The following is a 19,753-nucleotide window of genomic DNA, read 5'->3' on the forward strand; positions in this document are numbered from 1 at the left end:
AGTGCACATGGGCTCTTGCCCAACACCGTCATTCCCGCGAAAGCGGGAATCCAGGTGCGGTGATTGGGAAGACACCTCCGTTCTCCTACACGATTCTGGATTCCCGCCTGCGCGGGAATGACGGAGTGAAATTTCGAATTTCTCCTCCCCACAAAAAAGGGGAGCCATTCGGCTCCCCCAATGGGACGTGCTCTTTCTAGCCGATCAAGCCTCGATCTCCACCAACACCTCACCCGGATTCACGCGGTCGCCCTTGGCCACGTGAATGGCTTTGACGGTGCCAGCAATCGGCGCCTGCACTTCGGTTTCCATTTTCATCGCTTCAGTGATCAGCACGGCCTGGCCGGCTTTAACCACGTCGCCTTCTTTCACCAGCACGTCAACGATATTGCCCGGCATGGTGGTGCTGACATCGCCCGGGGCGCTGGCGTTTTTGCGTTTGCTGCCGCTGCTGCCGCCGACGAAATCGTTCAGCGGTTCGAACACCACTTCTTCCGGCATGCCGTCGATGGACAGGTAGAAGTGGCGCTTGCCGTCGGTTTTCACGCCGACGCCGGTGATGTCTACGCGGTAGCTTTCGCCGTGTACGTCGATGACGAATTCAGTCGGCACGCCTTCGCCGCCCACGCTGGCCACGCTGCCGGCTTCGGGAATCGGCAGTAGCACTTCGGGAGTCAGGGTGCCGGCGGCGCGTTCTTCGAGGAATTTGCGGCCGATGTCGGGGAACATGGCGTAGGTCAGCACGTCTTCTGCCGACTTGGCCACCGCACCGATTTCCGCGCGCAGTTTGTCCATTTCCGGCTTGAGCAGGTCGGCCGGGCGCACGTCGATCAGTTCTTCGTTGCCGATGGCTTGGCGGCGCAGTTTTTCGTCAACCTGGCCCGGCGCCTTGCCGTAGCCGCCTTGCAGATACAGCTTCACTTCGTTGGTGATGGTTTTGTAGCGCTCGCCGGCCAGCACGTTGAAGAACGCCTGGGTGCCGACAATCTGCGAAGTCGGAGTCACCAGCGGCGGGTAGCCGAGGTCTTTGCGCACGCGCGGAATCTCGGCCAGCACTTCGTTCATGCGGTTCAGCGCGCCCTGCTCTTTGAGCTGGTTGGCCAGGTTGGAGATCATGCCGCCCGGCACCTGGTTGACCTGCACGCGGGTGTCCACGGCGGTGAATTCGCTTTCGAACTGGTGGTACTTCTTGCGCACGGCGTAGAAGTACAAACCGATTTCCTGCAGCAGTTCCAGGTTCAGGCCGGTGTCGTATTCGCTGCTTTTAAGCGCCGCGACCATCGACTCGGTGCCCGGATGGCTAGTGCCCCAGGCGAAGCTGGAGATGGCGGTGTCGATGTGGTCGGCACCGTTTTCGATGGCCTTCAATTGGCACATGGCGGCGAGGCCGGCGGTGTCATGGGAGTGGATAAACACCGGCAGTGATTGCTCGGCTTTCAGCGCTTTCACCAACTCGCCGGTGGCGTAAGGCGTGAGCAGGCCGGCCATGTCTTTGATCGCTACCGAGTCGCAGCCCATGGCTTCCATCTGTTTGGCTTGGGCCACGAACGCCTCGATGGTGTGCACCGGGCTGGTGGTGTAGGCGATGGTGCCCTGGGCGTGTTTGCCAGCCGCCTTCACCGCTTCGATGGCCACGCGCAGGTTACGCACGTCGTTCATGGCGTCGAAGATGCGGAACACGTCGATGCCGTTGACCGCCGCCTTGGCCACGAACGCCTTGACCACGTCGTCGCTGTAATGGCGGTAGCCGAGCAGGTTCTGGCCGCGCAGGAGCATTTGCAGGCGCGTGTTGGGCAAGGCGGCGCGCAGTTGGCGCAGGCGCTCCCATGGGTCTTCTTTGAGGAAGCGCACGCAGGCGTCAAATGTGGCGCCGCCCCAGACTTCCAGCGACCAGTAGCCGACTTTGTCGAGCTTGTCGCAGATGGGCAGCATGTCTTCGGTGCGCATGCGGGTAGCCAGCAGGGACTGGTGGGCGTCACGCAGGATGGTGTCGGTTACATGGATTTTCTTGGACATGGATGTGTTCCTCACAGGCCTGCGTGGGCGGCGATGGCGGCGGCGATAGCCAGGGCCAGCTCTTCGGGTTTGCGCTTGACGGAGTAGTTGGTCAGTTCAGGGTGGCTTTCGACGAAACTGGTGTTGAATTGGCCGCTGCGAAATTCCGCGTTACGCAGAATTTCCTGGTAGTAGGCGGCGGTGGTTTTCACCCCTTGCAAGCGCATGTCGTCCAGGGCGCGCAGGCCACGGTCCATGGCCTCTTCCCAGGTCAGCGCCCAGACCACCAACTTCAGGCACATGGAGTCGTAGTACGGCGGAATGGTGTAGCCGGTGTAGATCGCCGTGTCGGTGCGCACGCCGGGGCCGCCGGGGGCGTAGTAGCGGGTGATCTTGCCGAACGAGGGCAGGAAGTTGTTCTTCGGGTCTTCGGCGTTAATCCGAAATTGCAGGGCGAAACCGCGGTACTGAATGTCTTCCTGCTTCACCGAAAGCGGCAGGCCCGAGGCGATGCGGATTTGCTCGCGCACGATGTCGATGCCGGTGATCTCTTCGGTGATGGTGTGCTCCACCTGCACGCGGGTGTTCATCTCCATGAAGTACACCTCGCCCTCGGCGAGCAGGAACTCCACGGTGCCGGCGTTTTCGTAGCCGACGGCCTGGGCAGCACGTACGGCGAGGTCGCCGATGTAAGCACGCTGTTCGGGCGTCAGTTGCGGGCTGGGGGCGATTTCAATCAGCTTCTGGTTACGGCGCTGAATTGAGCAGTCGCGCTCGTACAGGTGCACGGTGTTGCCAAAGCTGTCGGCGAGAATCTGCGCTTCAATATGCTTGGGATTGACGATGCACTTTTCTAGGAACACTTCGGCCGAGCCGAATGCCTTGGTGGCTTCGGAAATAACCCGGGGGAAGGCTTGCTCAAGCTCTTCGCGGCTATTGCAGCGGCGAATACCGCGTCCGCCGCCGCCTGAGGTGGCCTTGAGCATCACCGGGTAACCGATGCGGTCGCCTTCGGTGAGCGCTTCGTGAATGTCCGCCACGTTGCCTTCGGTGCCCGGGGTCACCGGCACGCCGGCCTTGATCATGCTGCGGCGCGCTTCGGTTTTGTCGCCCATGCGGCGAATCACTTCGGCAGACGGGCCGATGAACTTGATGCCGCGCTCGGCGCAAATATCGGCCAGCTCGGCGTTTTCAGAGAGAAAACCGTAGCCCGGATGCAGCGCATCGCAGCCAGTTTCCACCGCCAGGTTCACCAGCTTGCGCGGGTTGAGGTAACCGGCCAGCGGCTCCTCGCCAATGCTGTGGGCTTCGTCGGCGCGCTTGACGTGCAAGGCCATGCGGTCGGCATCGGAATAAATCGCCACGGAGCGAATGCCCATTTCGGCGCAGGCACGCACGATACGGACGGCAATCTCGCCACGGTTAGCGATCAGAATTTTCTTGATCACGGAGCTGGCCCTCAGCCGGTTGAACGGGGCAACGCCTGAAGCGTCAACGTCCCGACACCCTAGCCCCGCACAACGATTACCCAAAATGATTAATTATTGGGTTAGGCATAAGTAACGGCTTATAGTTGGCCGACCCGACAACCCGCAAAAGGCCAAATGCCATGCGTAAGTCATTGCTGCGTATGACATTACGCCAGCTGCAAGTCTTCCAGGCAGTGTGCGAAAGCAAGTCCTATAGCCGCGCCGCCGAGGAAATTTCTCTGACGCAGCCGGCCGTTTCCCTACAAATTCGTCAGCTAGAAGCGCTGATAGGTCAGCCACTTTTCGACTACATCGGCAAAAAGCTCTACCTCACCGAAGCCGCCGAAGCGCTGTTGCGCGCCAGCAGCGACATTTTTGGCCGGCTGGAAAGTCTGGATATGCAGCTCTCGGATCTGCAGGGCTCGCTACAAGGGCAGCTCAACCTGGCGGTGGAGTCGAGCGCGAAATACTTCGTGCCGCACTTGTTCGCCGCGTTCAAGCGCCAGTACCCGGAAGTGAATCTGCAGCTGGTGGTCGTCAACCATGCGCAGACCATCCGCCGCCTGAGCGCCAATCGCGACGATTTGCTGATCATGTCGCAGGTGCCGCAAGACATGTCGCTGGAGTTTTTGCCGTTTCTCGACAATCCCATCGTGGCCGTTGCGCCGCCGGATCATCCGCTGCTCAGGCACGCCACCCTCAAGCTGCAAGACCTCTGCGCCTGGCCGCTACTGGTGCGTGAACCGGGCTCGGGCACGCGCAAGTCCATCGAAGATTACTGCCACCAAAAGCGCGCGCACTTCCAGCAGACCATAGAGCTGGGCTCGATGGAGTCGCAACGCGAAGGCGTGATTGCCGGGCTGGGCATCGCCTTGCTTTCGCGCCACGCCGTGCGCCGCGAACTGGAAAGCGGCGCGCTGCGCGAATTGCCGGTGACTGAGCTGCCGCTGATGCGCAGCTGGTGCCTGGTGCACCCGCGCGGCAAGTACCTGTCACCGGTGGCGCAAACGTTCTTCGCCTTTATTCGCGCAGAACGCGCGCAAATCAGTGGCTTGGCGGCCCGCTTCGGCGCGGTGCCTGGCTAGCGGCCAGGTAATTGGCGGCAACCAGATCGGGATAATCCGACAGCTCAAGTTGCAGGCGACGCTCTTCGGTGAAGTCTTCGATGGCGCGGCGATAAGCCATGCGGCGCTGGTCTTCGAGCTGGCGTTTGGTTTTCGCGGCAGAGGAGGCGTAAGGCTGTGCTTCATCCAGATAACGAGTCATGTGCGTGCTCCCATCGTTGGATTCGGGAGTACCAGACTGGGCGGCAAAAGCGACAGTTGTGTGCAGCCGGGATGAATTTCGTGTGACGGCGGGTGAAGAGCATCGCGGCTAAAGCCGCTCCCACAGGTATCGCAATCCTGTGGGAGCGGCCGGCCGGCGCTCCGGTTTAGCCGCGATGCTTTAGAAGCTCTCAGTCAGCCCGCGCATCGTCCGCTGACTTCAGCGACTTGGGCGACAACCGCAAGCTGCGCAGACTGCGCTTCACGCTCTTGAGGTGATTGACCAAGGTCGGGCCACGCGCCATGGCAACGCCCATGGCCAGCACGTCGATCACCACCAAGTGGGCGATGCGTGAAGTGAGCGGCGTGTAGATTTCGGTGTCTTCCTGCACGTCGATGGCGAGGTTGACGGTCGACAGCTCGGCCAACGGCGTCTGGCTCGGGCACAGGGTGATCAGCGTGGCGCCGGTTTCACGCACCAGGTTGGCGGTGATCAGCAGATCTTTCGAGCGCCCCGATTGCGAGATGCAGATGGCCACGTCGGTAGGCTTCAGCGTGACCGCCGACATCGCCTGCATGTGCGGGTCGGAATAGGCCGCAGCGGTGAGCAGCAGGCGGAAGAATTTGTGCTGGGCATCGGCGGCCACCGCACCGGACGCACCAAAGCCGTAAAACTCCACGCGCTGCGCTTGCGAGCAGGCAGCGATGGCGTGTTGCAGGGCTTTGGGGTCGAGCTTTTCGCGCACTTCGATGAGCGTGTGCAGCGTGGTGTCGAAAATTTTCAGGCTGAAGTCGGCGACCGAGTCATCTTCGTGAATGGCGAACTGGCCGAAGCTGGCGCCAGCGGCCAGGCTTTGCGCCAGTTTCAACTTCAAGTCCTGAAAGCCGGTACAGCCGATGGCACGGCAGAAGCGCACGATGGTGGGCTCGCTGATGCCAACGCTGTGGGCCAGATCTGCCATGGAGCTGTGCATCACGGCTGCCGGGTCGAGCAGCACGTGATCGGCGACTTTTAGCTCCGATTTTCGTAACAGGTGACGCGACTGGGCAATGTGTTGCAAGAGGTTCAAGGGATTGGCTCTTTTGATGAGTTATGATCGGCCGACGCCGGGTTGTAGCGCGCGTGTAGTTATACTACATGACCTCCCCGACGCCCAGCCAAACCATGCACGGCGGGCAAAAAGCTATTTTCAGGCCGCCAACCGAGCGCCGTCGTTTTCACACCGTCTGCTGTACCCCGGAGGGTCATTTGCTTTCCATTCCTTGCGACATGCTGGTATTCGGCGGCACCGGTGATTTGGCGCTGCACAAGCTTCTGCCGGCGCTCTATCACCTGCACCGCGACGGCCGCCTGCACGAGGGCACGCGCATTCTCGCCCTCGCCCGCAGCCCCATGGCGCGCGAGGCGTATCAGGCACTGGCCGAACGCCGCTGCCGGGCGCAGGTGGCGCGTGCCGATTTCGATGCAGCCACCTGGGCGAGCTTCGCCGAGCGCCTGGACTATTTCCCCATCGATGCCTCGCAAAGCGCCGACTTCGGCCGTCTGGCCCGCCACCTTGGCCCAGCCGGTGATCGCGTGCAGGTGTATTACCTGGCCACCGCGCCGAATCTGTTCGAAGACATCGCCCGCCACCTGAAAGTCGCCGGCCTGGCCGGGCCCAACGCGCGCATTGTGTTGGAAAAACCCATCGGCCATTCCCTCGATTCGGCACGGGCGATCAACGCAGCCATTGGCGCGGTATTCGATGAATCGCGGGTGTTTCGCATCGATCACTACCTGGGCAAGGAGACGGTGCAAAACCTGATGGCGCTGCGCTTTGCCAACATCCTGTTCGAGCCGCTGTGGCGCAGCGGGCATATCGATCATGTGCAAATCAGCGTGTGCGAAACCCTCGGTGTAGAGAACCGTGGCGCCTACTACGACCGCTCCGGGGCGATGCGCGACATGGTGCAAAACCACTTGTTGCAGTTGCTCTGCCTGGTGGCAATGGAAGCCCCGGCGCGCTTTGACGCCGAGTCGGTGCGCGATGAAAAACTGAAAATTCTCCAGGCCCTGAAGCCGATTCAAGGCATGGACGTGCACGACAAAACCGTGCGCGGCCAATACACCGCCGGCAAGATCGGCGGCCAGGAAGTGCCGGCGTATTACTTCGAAAAAAACGTCGATAACGACAGCGACACCGAGACGTTTGTCGCCCTGCAAGTGGCGATCAATACCTGGCGCTGGGCCGGCGTGCCGTTTTATCTGCGCACCGGCAAACGCCTGGCGAAGAAGACCTCGGAAATCGTCATTCACTTCAAGCAGGTGCCGCACCTGCTGTTCGACAACACCCAACCCAACCGCCTGATCATTCGCCTACAACCCGAGGAGCGCATCAGCCTGCAACTGATGGGCAAAACCCCCGGCAAAGGCATGCGCTTGGCACCAGTTGAGCTGGACTTGAACCTGGCGCAAGCCTTCCGCCAGAAACGCCGCTGGGACGCTTACGAGCGTTTGCTGCTGGATGTGATCGAGGGCGACTCGACGCTGTTCATGCGCCGCGACGAAGTGGAAGCGGCGTGGAAATGGGTCGACCCGATTCTCAAAGGCTGGCAAGACAATTACCAGGATCCAAGGCCTTACGCCGCGGGCAGCAATGGGCCAGAGCAGGCGCAGAGTTTGTTGGAGTTGCAGGGGCGTAAGTGGGCGGAGTAACGAAGAAACGTCCGTAGGAGCGAGCTTGCTCGCGAAGCTCTTAAAATCCAAAAGCTTCGCCAGCAAGCTGGCTCCTACGGACCGCGAAGCTTGGCGGTTACTGCTTCACCAACTCCGGAATCTGTACCGCCAGTTTGGCGTTGTTCAACGGTGCGCGAATAAAGCCGCGCTGGGTGCCGTCCGGGCCGAGGATGACCAAGTTGCCGCTGTGGTCGACGGTGTAGTTCTCTTTGCTGGTGTCGCCGGGAATAAACGGAATGCTCACGGCATTGGCGAGCTTTTGGATATTCGCCAGATCGCCGGTCAGGCCGAGAAATTGCGGGTCGAAATAGCCGAGGTATTTCTTCAGTTGTTCCGGCGTGTCGCGGTTCGGGTCGACGCTCACCAGCACCACCTGCAGGTTGTCCACCGCCTCTTCTGGCAGCTTGGTTTTCAGTTCGCGCAGTTGCGCCAGGGTGGTCGGGCAAATGTCGGGGCAGAAGGTGTAGCCGAAGAACAACAGGCTCCATTTGCCTTTTAGTTCGTTTACCGGCACCGCTTCACCCAGCTGGTTAGTCAGGCTCAGGTCCGGCAGGTTGCGGCTTTGCGGCAGCAGAATGATGCCGGCATCGATCATCGCGGCGGGGTCGCCGTGGCCTTTGCCACTGAGCACGCGGTTAACGGTGAGGCCAAATACCAAAGCCACGACGGCGACGAGAATTGCGACGGTGATGTGCTTGCGGGTCATAGGAAGGCAGCTCGGCAGATCGAAAGGCAAACGGTACCCCATCCGGCCGTGTCACCGAAACCGCCAAGCGTTTCAGGGTTTGCGTTGTTCCGGGCGCGACCAGATCCACGCTGCGCCACAGCCCATGCCCAACGCGGCAAACGCCACGGACGGTAGGTGGCTGACCGTCAGCAACATGATCAACAACGCCACCACCATGCTCAGGCTGGCGAGCAGTTTGGCGCGACGGTTGATGACGCCGCCGTCGCGCCAATTGCGCAGCGACGGACCGAATAGCCGGTGGTTTTCCAGCCAGGCCGCCAAGCGCGGCGAACTGCGCGCCGCCGCCCACGCCGCCAGCAACACGAACTCGGTGGTGGGCAAACCGGGAATCACCACGCCCAACACCGCCAGCGCCAGGCTCACATAGGCCAACGCCAGCCACAGCCAGCGCAGCGGCCGGCGTGGCGCCGTGGCATCGCAGGCCTCAGGCAAAGGTGCGTTCCAGGTGATCGGCGAAACGGTTGAAGGCGGCAATGGCGGCGGCTTCGGCCTGGCGCTCCTGCTCGGCATCCAGCACCACGCTATCAAGCGCGGCAACGAAGTGCTTCCACCCTTGCGCGCGACCGCCTTGCGGTTCGCCCAGGTGACGGGCGCCGAAGCTGTCGCTCAGCTGCAACGCCTCGGCACGTTTAATCAGAAATGCCGCGCCGAGCTTCGAGCCTTCCGACACAAACACCCAGCCCAACGCCGCGCCCAGACCCAACTGCTGCGCGCGCACGCTGTCATCGCCCGCAGGTACGGCATGACCGAGGTCAGCCAGGTCCAAGCGCGCTTGTTCAATGCGGCCACGGCTCGGCAAGTCGTCAACGATCTGCGCCAGCTGAGCATGGCGGTAGAGGTTTTCCAGGTCGTACTGGAACAGGTACTGCGCGGCGACGAACTTGGAGAACTTCTCGCGGCTGCCGAACGGGTCGTGGCTTTTTACCAAGGCATCCAGGCGCGCGTGCGGCTCGTGGGTAAGGGCGTTCAGGCGTTGCGAACGCAGGGCGTGGTTCAGTGGCGATGCTTGAGCAGTCATGGCGGTCTCGACGAAGTGAACACGGTGTCCGTGGCTTCAAGAAGACGCGGCAGGCGCGAAAATCCTCAGGGGGACCGACAACTATTTTTCCCCGTCAGCAATTCGCGCCCAGGCCGCCGTTACCGCTCGAGCAAAAAGTAATGGTCCACCAGCAGCGCGATGAACAGCAGGAACAGGTAGTAGATGCTGTATTTGAAGGTGTTGATAGCGGCGTGCGGTTTGCTGTCGTGGTACAGCACCCAGCTCCATTGCAGAAACCGCGCGCCCAGCACCACGGCGCAGGCCAGGTAGAGCAAGCCGCTCATGTGAATCACGTAGGGCATCAGGCTCACCGCCAGCAGCACCAAGGTGTACAGCACGATATGCACTTTGGTGTAGTGCTCGCCATGGGTCACGGGCAGCATGGGGATGTCGGCCTTGGCGTATTCGGCCTTGCGGTGAATGGCCAAGGCCCAGAAATGCGGCGGCGTCCAGGCGAAAATAATCAGCACCAACAGCAGCGGTTCGGCGCTGATATGGCCGGTGACCGCGACCCAACCCAACAGCGGCGGCGCGGCGCCCGCCAGGCCGCCAATGACGATATTTTGCGGCGTGGCGCGCTTAAGAAAGCCGGTGTACAGCACGGCATAACCGAGCAGCGACGCCAGGGTCAGCCACGCGGTCAGTTCGTTGGTGAAGGCCAGCAGAATCACCAGCCCGCCCACCGACAGCGCCATGGCAAACGTCAGCGCCGCCACAGGCGATACGCGGCCTTCGGCCAGCGGGCGTTTGTGGGTGCGTGCCATAACGGCATCGATGCGCCGATCCACCACATGGTTGACCGCCGCCGCTCCGCCCGCGCACAAGGCGATACCCAAGTTGCCGAACACCAGCACCGTCCACGGCACCCCGGCACGCGTGGCGAGGAACATGCCGACCAGCGAGGTGATGAGCATCAGCACCACGACCTTGGGCTTGGTCAGCTCCAGGTAGTCGCGCCAAAGCGCTTGGCTGTGAGCTTGGCTGAGTAGAGTGGCCATGGCGTCTCTCCTTCTTGTTTTTATCGGTCAGGCCGCCGACTGGCTAACCCAATTTTTTTCCGCTGCACGCGCGGGGTTGGCAACCGCACGCAGCCGGTAATTCACCAGCACCAGCGTCAGCAACAACAGCGCGCCGCCGGCGTTATGGGCCACCGCCACCGCAAGCGGCAGGTGCAGCAACACGTTGCTTACGCCCAGGCTGATCTGCACACCCAAGGCCAGCACTAACAAACCGGCCAGGCGGCCATGGCCGCTGCGTTGCAGTTGCCAGGCGAGTATCAGCAACACCACCGTGACCAGCATGGCGCCGAGGCGGTGGGTGAAATGAATGGCGGTGCGGGCATCGCTGTCGAGCTGACCGCCGAGATAATTCGGGCCGATGTGCTGGCTGAGGTGAAAGCCGTTGGCAAAATCCATGGCCGGCCACCATTGGCCGTGGCAGGTGGGCAAATCGATGCAGGCCACGGCTGCGTAGTTGGAACTGACCCAACCGCCGAGGGCAATTTGGCCAATCACTACCAGCAAGCCCAACGCCGCTAACTGCCGCAGCCGGGCGGGAATCGCGGGCAGGCTCGGCAGGCGGCCCGACAACCTCAGCGTCAGCAAAAACAGCAGCGCCAGGGTGGTGAAGCCGCCGAGCAAATGCGCTGTCACCACTTGGGGCCAGAGCTTGAGGGTGACGGTCCACATGCCAAACGCGGCCTGCGCCACCACCACACCAAGCAACAGCAACGGCAGTTTCAGCGGCTGCTGCGGCTCGCCGCGCCGACGAACCGCGAGCACCGCCAGGGCCAGAATCACCAGCCCCAGGCTGCCGGCGAAGTAGCGGTGGATCATTTCGTTCCAGCCCTTGTGGGCCTCAACCGGCGCGTGGGGGAAGTTGGCCTCGGCATGGGCCAGCTGCGCCTCGCTGGCGGGCACGCTGATAAAGCCGTAGCAGCCCGGCCAGTCCGGGCAACCGAGGCCGGCGTGGGTCAACCGCGTGTAGGCGCCGAGCAGCACCACGACCACGGCCAAAACAGTGGCGAGCAGGGCAAGGCGAAATCCGGGTTTGGCCATGGGAAATTCCTTAGCTCAACCAATATTCGACAGTTTCAGCAGCAGGCGCAGGTCGTTGAGAATCGCCTTGCCTTTGGTCTTGGCGTCATAGCGCAGCACCAGATTGCCGTGGGGGTCGATCAGCCATAGCTGCGGCGCGCTGCCGGTGGCCGGGCTGGCTTTGCTGTAGGCCTGAGCATCGAGGCCGTAGCGGTCCAGGCGCGGGTAGTCGCGTGCCAGCTCGGCGTTATAGGCCTCGCTGACGGGTTGTGCCGTGGCCAGGCCATGGGTGGCGCGCGAGGCTTCCCGGCCGAGGCCGATTTGAATTTGCCGGGCCAGATACACCAGCTGCCGGCAGTCGTCTTCACAGGTGCCTGGCGCCGTCACCAGAATTTGCCAAGTGCTGACGTCGCTGCCCAGCACGCCGAGATCGGTGCGGTTTTGCCCATTGCCGATCAGCTCGCCGCTGTAGTTGCGCCCTTCCGGCACCCAGAAGCGGAACTGGTACATGGCGGTGGCGAGCACCATCGGCCCGACGGTGAGGGCCAGCAGCAACAGCAGTTGCAAGCGACCGCGACGGCGCACAGGTGCATGGGGCATTGGCATGGCTGGATTCATGGTTGTTGTTCTCCCAAAACAGGCTCGTGTTTGGCGGTGGCGTGAAAGCCGAAGTAGACAAATAAACCCAACAGCGCCGCCGCCAGGGCGAACCATTGCACGGCGTACGCCTGGTGCCGCTCGGGGCCCATGGCGACCACGGGCCAGCCGGCCTGGTAAGCGGCAGCGCTCGGTTGCAGGCGTACTTCATAGGCCAGGCCGGCGCGGCCCAGTTGCGTCCACAGCGCGTGCGGGTGCACGGCGTTTACCAGCAGCGGCCATTGGTTACTCGGCGCGTCGGCTTGCAGTTGAAAGGTTTCGCCGGGCGGCACGTACACCCAGGCATCGAGGTTTTGCACGGCCGCGGGCGTGGCGAATTGCGCGGCGTTGCGCCGGTCCGGCCAGGGCAGCCAGCCGCGATTGACCAGCACCCACAAATCACTGGCCTGGTCGTAAAACGGTTGCAGCAGCTCGACGCCAACCTTGCCGTCGCGGGTGCGGTTGTCGAGCAATACGCTGTGTTGGTCGTCGAAGTGGCCGCTCAAACGCACCCGGCGATAAGCCGCATCGGGCGTGGTTTCCAGTTCCAGAATGCCGATGGCCTCGGCGCCGCGACGGGCCTCGTAGCTGGCGAGCAACTGGCGCTTTTCTTCAGCGCGCGCCAACTGCCAGAAGCCCAGCCACACCAGCACCGGCAGTAGCATGGCCACCACCAGTGTCGGCAGCCAGCCGGGGCGAAACCGCCTCATCTGGCGAGCCCGGACAGCGGCAGGTGACTGGCTATACTCCACAGCATTCCCCTTCCCCATTGGCGAGACTCACACCATGCTCAAAGCGGCAATCGTGCTCATGCTCTTGGCCACCATCGTCAGCCTGTTCAGCGGCCTGTTCTTTCTGGTCAAAGACCAAGGCAACTCGTCGCGCGTGGTCAACGCCCTCACCGTTCGGGTGGTGTTGGCGGCGTTGACCGTGGCCCTGATCACCTGGGGCTTTTACAGCGGCCAGCTGGTCAGTCACGCGCGCTGGTAAGTGCGCCTCAGAGCACGTACACGAAAATAAACAGCCCCACCCACACCACGTCGACGAAGTGCCAATACCAGCTGGCCGCTTCGAAACCGAAGTGCTGTTTCTCGTCCAGATGCCCTTTCATGATGCGCAGCAGCATGATGGTCAGCATCAGCGTGCCGATGGTCACGTGGGCACCGTGAAAGCCGGTGAGCATGAAGAACGTGGCGCCATAAATACCCGAGCCCAGCGTCAGCCCCAGCTCGTGATAGGCCTCAACGTATTCGGTAACTTGCAGCGCCAGAAAGCACACGCCGAGCACAATCGTCAGCCCCAGCCAGCCCTTCAGCGCGGCGCGTTTGCCGTGGCGTAACGCGTGGTGAGCCAGGGTGACGGTGACGCTGGAACTGATCAGCAAGATGGTGTTGATCAGCGGCAGGTGCCACGGGTCGATAACCGCTTTCGGGGCCGGGTACAGCTTGGGATCCGGCGTGTTGAGCATCGGCCAGGTGTACTCGAAATTCGGCCACAGCATGTTGGCGATGCCCTTCGCACCTTCGCCGCCCAACCACGGGCCGGACCAGTAACGCACGTAGAACAGCGCGCCAAAAAAAGCGATGAAAAACATCACTTCCGAGAAGATGAACCAGCTCATGCCCCAGCGGAAGGAGCGGTCCATTTGCGCGCTATACAGGCCCGAGCGGCTTTCTTTGATCACCGCGCTGAACCAGCCGAACAGCATGTACGCCACCAGCAAACCGCCGATGCTGAAAATCAGCGGGCCGTGGGATTCAGGCCGGGCGGCCTTCAGGTCGTTGAACCAGGTGCCCAGGCCGTACATGGTGACGAGCATGCCGATGGTGGCAATGATCGGCCACTTGCTCTGCGCCGGAACGTAGTAATGCTCGTAGGTGGAGTTGGGGCTCTTTGGCAGGGCCTCGTCGTGCGTCGCCATTTTATTGTTCTCCTTGTTTTACACCGCTTACTTGGCCGCGATCGGCGCATGGCGAGCAGTGATGTCGAACAGCGTGTAACCGAGGGTCAGGTGGTAGACGTCCTTGGGCAGATCACGGTCGACGATGAAGCGCACCTTCATTTCTACGCGTTCACCGGGTTGCAGCACTTGCTGGTTGAAACAAAAGCAGGCGGTCTTGTGAAAATAGGCCGCTGCCTCGGACGGCGAAATACTGGGAATGGCCTGCGCCGCCATGGGTTTGTCCGTGGGGTTCTGGGCGATAAACGTCATCTCGTTGACCGCCCCCGGATGCACCACCAAATCGCTCGACACTGGGCGGAACTCCCACACCATGTCGGCCGCATTGGTGGCCATGAACTGCACTTTCACCTGCCGATTTTCATCCACCTGCTGTTGCGCGCCAGCGTACTGCCCGGAGGTTTTGCCGTTGATGCCAAACGCTTTGCACATCACGTCGTAAATCGGCACCAGGGCAAAGCCGAACGCGAACATCACCACCACCAATAGCAGCAGGCGGGTGACCAGGGTTTTGGTCGGCAAGCCGTCGCTCATTGCAGACTCACTTCACTTCCGGTGGCGTGGTGAAGGTGTGATAAGGCGCAGGTGATGGAATGGTCCACTCCAGCCCGTCGGCCCCGTCCCACGGCTTGGCCGGCGCCGGCTTGCCGCCACGGATGCACTTGATGACGATGAACAAAAACAGGAACTGCGTGGCGCCAAAGCTGAACGCCCCGATGGACGACACCATGTTGAAGTCGGCGAACTGCAGGTTGTAGTCCGGAATCCGTCGCGGCATCCCGGCCAACCCCACAAAGTGCATCGGGAAGAACGCCATGTTCATGCCCACGAAAGACAACCAGAAATGCAGCTTGCCGAGGGTTTCGTCGTACATGTGGCCGGTCCATTTCGGCAACCAATAGTAAGCCGAGGCGAAGATGCCAAAGATCGCGCCGGGCACCAGTACGTAGTGGAAGTGCGCCACCACGAAGTAGGTGTCGTGGTACTGGAAGTCCGCCGGGGCGATGGCCAGCATCAGCCCGGAGAAGCCGCCAATGGTGAACAGAATCACGAAGGCCACGGCAAACAGCATGGGCGTCTCGAAGGTCAGCGAGCCCTGCCACATGGTGGTCACCCAGTTGAACACCTTCACCCCGGTGGGCACGGCGATCAGCAGCGTGGCGTACATGAAGAACAGCTCGCCCACCAACGGAATGCCGACCACAAACATGTGGTGCGCCCAGACGATAAACGACAGGAAGGCAATCGAGGCTGTGGCGTACACCATGGAGGTGTAGCCGAACAGCGGCTTGCGCGAGAACGCCGGAATGATCGAGCTGACGGCACCGAAGGCCGGCAGAATCATGATGTACACCTCGGGGTGGCCGAAGAACCAGAACACGTGCTGGAACAGCACCGGGTCACCGCCACCCGCAGCGCTGAAGAAGCTGGTGCCGAAGTGAATGTCCATCAGCATCATGGTCACGCAACCGGCCAGCACCGGCATTACCGCAATCAGCAGAAACGCGGTGATCAGCCAGGTCCAGACGAACAGCGGCATTTTCATCAGCGTCATGCCGGGAGCGCGCAGGTTGAGGATGGTGGCGATCACGTTGATCGCGCCCATGATCGAGCTGATGCCCATCAGGTGAATGGCGAAGATAAAGAACGTCACGCTTTCCGGCGCGTAGGTGGTGGACAGCGGCGCGTAGAACGTCCAGCCAAAGTTCGGTCCGCCACCGGCGGTGAACAGCGTGCTGATCAGCAAGCCAAAGGCGGCCGGCAGCAGCCAGAAGCTGAAGTTGTTCATGCGCGGCAGGGCCATGTCCGGCGCCCCGACCATCAGCGGAATCATCCAGTTGGCGAGGCCGACGAACGCCGGCATCACCGCACCGAACACCATCACCAGGCCGTGCATGGTGGTCATTTGGTTGAAGAAAGCGGGCTCGACAATTTGCAGCCCTGGTTGGAACAGTTCGGCGCGAATCACCATGGCGAACGAGCCGCCAATCAGAAACATCGCAAAGCTGAACCACAGGTACATGGTGCCGATGTCTTTGTGGTTAGTGGTCAGCACCCAGCGCATCAGGCCCTTGGCGGGGCCGTGATGACCGTGGTCGTGGTCGGCGTGCCCAGCATGGCCAGGCTCAATCACTGCACTCATGATGGGTCTCCTATTCCTTCGCCTGTTTCAGGGCCAGCACGTCTTTGGGGGTGACCATGTCACCGACGTTGTTGCCCCACGCGTTACGTTCGTAGGTGATGACCGCGGCGATATCCACTTCCGACAACTGCTTGCCGAACGCCGCCATAGCCGTGCCCTGTTTGCCGAAGAACACCGTGTGCAGGTGGTCTTCTTTCGGCCCGGTGGCCACCTTGGAGCCCTTGAGCGCCGGGAACATGGGCGGCAGGCCCTGGCCTTCAGGCTGGTGACAGGAAGCGCAAGTGGTGTGGTAGACCTTGTCGCCGCGCTCAACCAATTCTTCGCGCGTCCATTCCTTGCTGGTCAGCTCCTTAAGCGCCAAGGCTTCCTGCTTGCGCTCATCCAGCCACTTGGCGAAATCTTCTTTGGATTTGACCTCGACCACGATGGGCATGAACCCGTGGTCTTTGCCGCACAGCTCGGCGCATTGGCCACGGTAAATGCCGGGCTTGTCGACCTTGGTCCAGGCTTCGTTGACGAAGCCTGGAATGGCATCGCGTTTCACCGCCAGGGCCGGCACCCACCATGAGTGGATGACGTCGGCAGCGGTGATCAGAAAGCGCACTTTGGTGTTGGCAGGAATCACCAGCGGCTGATCGACTTCGAGCAGGTAGTGCTCGTCTTTGGGCGCCTGGTTATGGATTTGCTCGGTGGGCGTGGCCAGGTTGCTGAAGAACTCCACCTCTTGGCCGAGGTACTTGTAGTTCCACTTCCACTGGTAGCCGGTGACCTGGATATCCAGCTCCGACTCGCTGCTGTCGTAGATTTTGATCAGGGTTTTGGTCGCCGGAACGGCCATCGCCACAAGGATGATGAAGGGCACCACGGTCCAGAGAATCTCGACCGTCGTACTTTCATGGAAGTGTGAGGCGACCTGGCCGGTGGAACGGCGGTGGACCAGCATCGACCAGAACATGGCGCCGAATACCAGCACGCCGATGACGGCGCAGATCAGGAAGATTGTCATGTGCAGATCGAACACGGCATTACTGGTTGCCGTTGCACCCTGCGTCATATTCATGGTCCAGGCAGCGTTCGCCTGGCTGAATACCGACCACAGCAGGAGGCCCATCCAAACTCGTGGATGTCGCATCATTGCGGGTTCCCCTTATCGTTCTTGTTATCCCGCCGGCTATGCCTGCGGCCAAGGGAGCGTCTGCTAGAAAACTGACTTAGCTGTCGCACCCTCGCCTTGCCGTGGCTCAGTCCGGGTTCATCAGGTCATGTGTTTCGAATCAGCCTTTCGAGTCGGAGTATAGCCAGCGACTTGCACCTCGCAATGTCGAGGCAAAAATCGCCGCAACCGGCCAGGCCTTGTGCTAAAGCCCCCGGTTCTATTGGCTTGGAGAAAGGTGTAACGCTAGCGTTATAACGGGCCAGCATAAAAGTTTCGTAATTATGACAATCCGGTCTTAACACCCGCTCGCTGCCAGCTAATGTCTCTGTCTTCGACCTGTTTCATCCGTGAACGGGGCTGTCCATTTACCCATGTCCTTTGTTTGGGAGCAGTCATGAAAACCGCCGCACTGCGCGAGCTGATCCAGCGCGCCCATCAACACGAAGCCGATAGCGCCAACCTTGCCAACCTGCTGGAACAAAAAATGCCCGAGCTGCACCACACCATTCGATTACCCGAAGGTGATGGCAAGCAGGCGCTGGTGCGTTTTGTGAAGGCTTATATCGATCAGGTGCCAGACATTTTGGACGCCGCCAACCAAGTGGCGCGGGATGCAGGCATTGAGGGGCAGATCAAACCGGTGCTGAAAGTTGCCGAAGCGTTTTTCCTCGAACCATCAGCGCTAATGGACGGCCACGAAGGATTGGACGGCATGCTCGACGAGGCCTACCTGGCCCACCGTCTGGTTGAAGAAGTGAACGACCGCTACATCACCCATTTAGGCCAGCCGCTGATCCCGCTCGACACGACGCTGGCCAACGTAATCGCCCACCAACTGATCGGCGAACCCTTCGCCAACGAGTTGGATGAAGTGGTTCACCGCGCAGTGGATGGCATGCTCGAAGCGAGCATTTTCGAGCAGGAATCGGTGCAGGCGTACCGCAGCCGCCTCAGTAACCCCAGCACCCATGCTGCTTGGAAAAAATGGCCATGTTTTTCGCAGCAGCTGGGGGTGGAGTTGCAAAGGGTGGGGTGAGCGTAGTATTGGCTCGTTGGTAAACTACAGCTTTGGAAAACTTAACTTATGATAAAGTTCTTCAACTTCTTGTTTCCGCGAAAGTAGTGTTTCGGCCATTTCTGCACGCTCTTCAGGATTGCCTGGCGCACTATATTTGCAGAACAAGCATAGTTCCTCTTCATCAGAAAAATTCGAAAGCACTTGTAAAAGTGCGTCCGTTTTTTCCTTCGCTGACATGCTGGCAAAGAACTCCGCCACCGGTCCATTTTGTGGGTTAGTCATATATCTGAATTGTTCTTCTACGGTGGTGGGAATTTTTCCGCGGCCGAAATCGTCTCCTCGCCAATATTCCAGAGATTCGTTCGTCGTTCTATTTCCGAGAGTCTCGCCATTATCGACAAGCCCTTTAATTTCAGTTTTCAGGACACCCCAGTTGTTTAGCCATACGTCCATACCGAGACCTTTGGCAATCTCGATCACCGGCACGCCATTGGCCGCGCTGGATACCGTGGCGCTGTTGCTGCGATCCAGCAGAATTTCTGCGGCGGCCCAACTCGGAACCCCGGCCATCAACAGAGAAAGCGCCAGGTGTTTAAGCGAAAACGCCGGCGGTTTAGCCTCGACTGAAGTAGCCGCAGGCACTTGCCGCTGCCCGGGTTTACGTTGGGCAGTAGTGATTTCCGCGACGGGAATTAAGAAGCCCAAAGGCTTGCTGAAGATGAGGCGAAAGCAGTGTTTGTTCATGGCCGCGACCTAAAATTAAAGTCGGACCAGCGTATGGGTCTGCTGCAGGAAGCTATGCAGGAAATGCCTCGCTACCCTCAGGCACTCCTTCCCTTTTTTTAACGTCGTAAAAAGCAATGGCGTGAGCGAAATAGTCGCTCTGCCATCCCCCTTCAATGCTGCTTCGAGGGGGGGAAAGAACGCGGTCGAAACCGCGATCTTTCCGTTCTGATTAAGCGCCGGCCATACGATAAACGCTGATCAAGACCTCATGCTCACTGACACCGTCAATGGAGCCCACGAAGATGTAGTCGTTGAGCCAGGCGTGCTTGCCCGGTTGGGTTTTAAACGAGGGCACGGTGCGGCAGTAGAAGTCGGTTTCTTTCATGTCTTTGAACTCAAGGCCTTTAGCTTGTTTGGCCAGGCCCGATTCGTTCAGGCGCCAGATGCCGGCGTTGTCGATGATGATGATTTCGCCATCATCGGTCTTCAGCCGGTACAGGGCGTTGATACGCGTAACGCCGTCTTCGCGCATCACCGACATGTCGGCGCCGCCAGGCACCACGGTGCCTTTCATGGGTTTGCCATCAATATCTTTGCCGACAAACGTGCCACCCGCGATGGGGTAGTTAACCCGGGTGCCATCCGGCCCTTTGCCCATTTCTTCGCGCGGGCCGAGCTGCACGTTGATTTGCAGCACCAGCTCGTTGGTCAGGCGATTGGCAATCTTCTCTTTGAGCTCGGCGGCCTGGCCGGCAGTAGCGGCTAGCAGCAAGGCCAAACCGGTGCAGGTGTGCAGGAATGTGCGGGACAATTTCATGGTTTACGCTCCTTCAATTTCAAAAATTA

Annotated in this window: 21 protein-coding genes; 4 read left to right on the top strand and 17 right to left on the bottom strand. The window is 60.7% G+C overall.

The features are described 5' to 3' along the window. Positions 1-204: 204 nt before the first annotated feature. The gene (gene oadA, locus AC0IW7_RS09850; protein ID WP_471817536.1) at positions 205-2,016 is read right to left on the bottom strand and encodes a sodium-extruding oxaloacetate decarboxylase subunit alpha; all 1,812 of its coding nucleotides are present in this window, start codon (positions 2,014-2,016) and stop codon (positions 205-207) included. 11 nt (positions 2,017-2,027) lie between these two features. Continuing rightward, positions 2,028-3,443: an acetyl-CoA carboxylase biotin carboxylase subunit gene (locus tag AC0IW7_RS09855; protein WP_122449841.1), complete on the bottom strand. Its 1,416-nt coding sequence runs from the start codon at positions 3,441-3,443 to the stop codon at positions 2,028-2,030. A gap of 161 nt (positions 3,444-3,604) precedes the next feature. On the opposite strand from AC0IW7_RS09855, the gene AC0IW7_RS09860 reads away from it, so the two are divergent. Further along, positions 3,605-4,549 (top strand): LysR family transcriptional regulator, encoded by a 945-nt coding sequence (locus AC0IW7_RS09860; protein ID WP_122492211.1) that lies wholly within the window; start codon positions 3,605-3,607, stop codon positions 4,547-4,549. Here the strand turns inward: AC0IW7_RS09860 and AC0IW7_RS09865 are convergent. Both AC0IW7_RS09865 and hexR read right to left on the bottom strand, forming a co-directional pair. Beyond that, a complete protein-coding gene (locus AC0IW7_RS09865) occupies positions 4,509-4,730 on the bottom strand; it encodes a PA3496 family putative envelope integrity protein (RefSeq protein WP_122449843.1) in 222 nt (73 codons plus the stop codon). The genes AC0IW7_RS09860 and AC0IW7_RS09865 overlap by 41 nt on opposite strands. Before the next feature lie 190 nt (positions 4,731-4,920). Then, a complete protein-coding gene (hexR, locus tag AC0IW7_RS09870) occupies positions 4,921-5,799 on the bottom strand; it encodes a transcriptional regulator HexR (protein ID WP_122492212.1) in 879 nt (292 codons plus the stop codon). A gap of 200 nt (positions 5,800-5,999) precedes the next feature. On the opposite strand from hexR, the gene zwf reads away from it, so the two are divergent. Beyond that, on the top strand, positions 6,000-7,424 hold the full coding sequence (zwf, locus tag AC0IW7_RS09875; RefSeq protein ID WP_471817880.1) for a glucose-6-phosphate dehydrogenase: 1,425 nt from the start codon (positions 6,000-6,002) through the stop codon (positions 7,422-7,424). Positions 7,425-7,521: 97 nt separating this feature from the next. Here the strand turns inward: zwf and AC0IW7_RS09880 are convergent, their stop codons facing one another. From AC0IW7_RS09880 to AC0IW7_RS09910, 7 genes are all read right to left on the bottom strand, one after another. Continuing rightward, entirely contained in the window at positions 7,522-8,151 is a 630-nt protein-coding gene (locus AC0IW7_RS09880) for an SCO family protein (protein ID WP_471817538.1), read from the bottom strand. Between the two features lie 72 nt (positions 8,152-8,223). After that, the gene (locus tag AC0IW7_RS09885) at positions 8,224-8,625 is read right to left on the bottom strand and encodes a YbaN family protein (protein WP_471817540.1); all 402 of its coding nucleotides are present in this window, start codon (positions 8,623-8,625) and stop codon (positions 8,224-8,226) included. After that, a complete protein-coding gene (locus AC0IW7_RS09890; RefSeq protein WP_471817542.1) occupies positions 8,618-9,211 on the bottom strand; it encodes a biliverdin-producing heme oxygenase in 594 nt (197 codons plus the stop codon). The genes AC0IW7_RS09885 and AC0IW7_RS09890 overlap by 8 nt, the downstream gene beginning before the upstream one ends. Positions 9,212-9,330: 119 nt before the next feature. Beyond that, positions 9,331-10,230 (bottom strand): heme o synthase, encoded by a 900-nt coding sequence (gene cyoE / locus AC0IW7_RS09895; protein ID WP_122492217.1) that lies wholly within the window; start codon positions 10,228-10,230, stop codon positions 9,331-9,333. A 27-nt stretch (positions 10,231-10,257) separates the two neighbouring features. Continuing rightward, on the bottom strand, positions 10,258-11,289 hold the full coding sequence (locus AC0IW7_RS09900; RefSeq protein WP_471817544.1) for a COX15/CtaA family protein: 1,032 nt from the start codon (positions 11,287-11,289) through the stop codon (positions 10,258-10,260). A 15-nt stretch (positions 11,290-11,304) separates the two neighbouring features. Beyond that, positions 11,305-11,886 carry a hypothetical protein gene (locus AC0IW7_RS09905; protein WP_471817545.1) on the bottom strand — a complete coding sequence of 194 codons (582 nt, stop codon included), beginning with the start codon at positions 11,884-11,886 and terminating at the stop codon, positions 11,305-11,307. After that, the gene (locus tag AC0IW7_RS09910; RefSeq protein WP_471817547.1) at positions 11,883-12,614 is read right to left on the bottom strand and encodes an SURF1 family protein; all 732 of its coding nucleotides are present in this window, start codon (positions 12,612-12,614) and stop codon (positions 11,883-11,885) included. The genes AC0IW7_RS09905 and AC0IW7_RS09910 overlap by 4 nt, the downstream gene beginning before the upstream one ends. 76 nt (positions 12,615-12,690) lie before the next feature. On the opposite strand from AC0IW7_RS09910, the gene AC0IW7_RS09915 reads away from it, so the two are divergent. Beyond that, a complete protein-coding gene (locus tag AC0IW7_RS09915) occupies positions 12,691-12,894 on the top strand; it encodes a twin transmembrane helix small protein (RefSeq protein ID WP_122492452.1) in 204 nt (67 codons plus the stop codon). Between the two features lie 7 nt (positions 12,895-12,901). Here AC0IW7_RS09915 and AC0IW7_RS09920 read toward each other — a convergent pair whose 3' ends face one another. Genes AC0IW7_RS09920 through coxB form a run of 4 tightly spaced genes read right to left on the bottom strand, consistent with a single transcriptional unit; the run spans position 12,902 to position 17,142 of the window. Then, positions 12,902-13,825 carry a cytochrome c oxidase subunit 3 gene (locus AC0IW7_RS09920; protein ID WP_463384278.1) on the bottom strand — a complete coding sequence of 308 codons (924 nt, stop codon included), beginning with the start codon at positions 13,823-13,825 and terminating at the stop codon, positions 12,902-12,904. 27 nt (positions 13,826-13,852) lie between these two features. After that, a complete protein-coding gene (locus AC0IW7_RS09925; protein ID WP_471817549.1) occupies positions 13,853-14,398 on the bottom strand; it encodes a cytochrome c oxidase assembly protein in 546 nt (181 codons plus the stop codon). A 7-nt stretch (positions 14,399-14,405) separates the two neighbouring features. Beyond that, on the bottom strand, positions 14,406-16,007 hold the full coding sequence (gene ctaD, locus AC0IW7_RS09930; protein WP_463384280.1) for a cytochrome c oxidase subunit I: 1,602 nt from the start codon (positions 16,005-16,007) through the stop codon (positions 14,406-14,408). A 10-nt stretch (positions 16,008-16,017) separates the two neighbouring features. Next, positions 16,018-17,142 carry a cytochrome c oxidase subunit II gene (gene coxB, locus AC0IW7_RS09935; protein WP_471817551.1) on the bottom strand — a complete coding sequence of 375 codons (1,125 nt, stop codon included), beginning with the start codon at positions 17,140-17,142 and terminating at the stop codon, positions 16,018-16,020. A 415-nt stretch (positions 17,143-17,557) separates the two neighbouring features. Here coxB and AC0IW7_RS09940 point away from each other — a divergent pair, with 415 nt between their 5' ends. Beyond that, a complete protein-coding gene (locus AC0IW7_RS09940) occupies positions 17,558-18,199 on the top strand; it encodes a hypothetical protein (protein WP_471817553.1) in 642 nt (213 codons plus the stop codon). A gap of 24 nt (positions 18,200-18,223) precedes the next feature. Here the strand turns inward: AC0IW7_RS09940 and AC0IW7_RS09945 are convergent, their stop codons facing one another. Next, positions 18,224-18,925, bottom strand: coding sequence for an ESPR-type extended signal peptide-containing protein (locus AC0IW7_RS09945; RefSeq protein ID WP_471817554.1), 702 nt, complete (start codon positions 18,923-18,925; stop codon positions 18,224-18,226). 211 nt (positions 18,926-19,136) lie between these two features. After that, entirely contained in the window at positions 19,137-19,724 is a 588-nt protein-coding gene (locus AC0IW7_RS09950) for a DUF3237 domain-containing protein (RefSeq protein WP_122492227.1), read from the bottom strand. Between the last annotated feature and the right edge of the window lie 29 nt (positions 19,725-19,753).

This window comes from Pseudomonas sp. AC229, assembly GCF_979254655.1.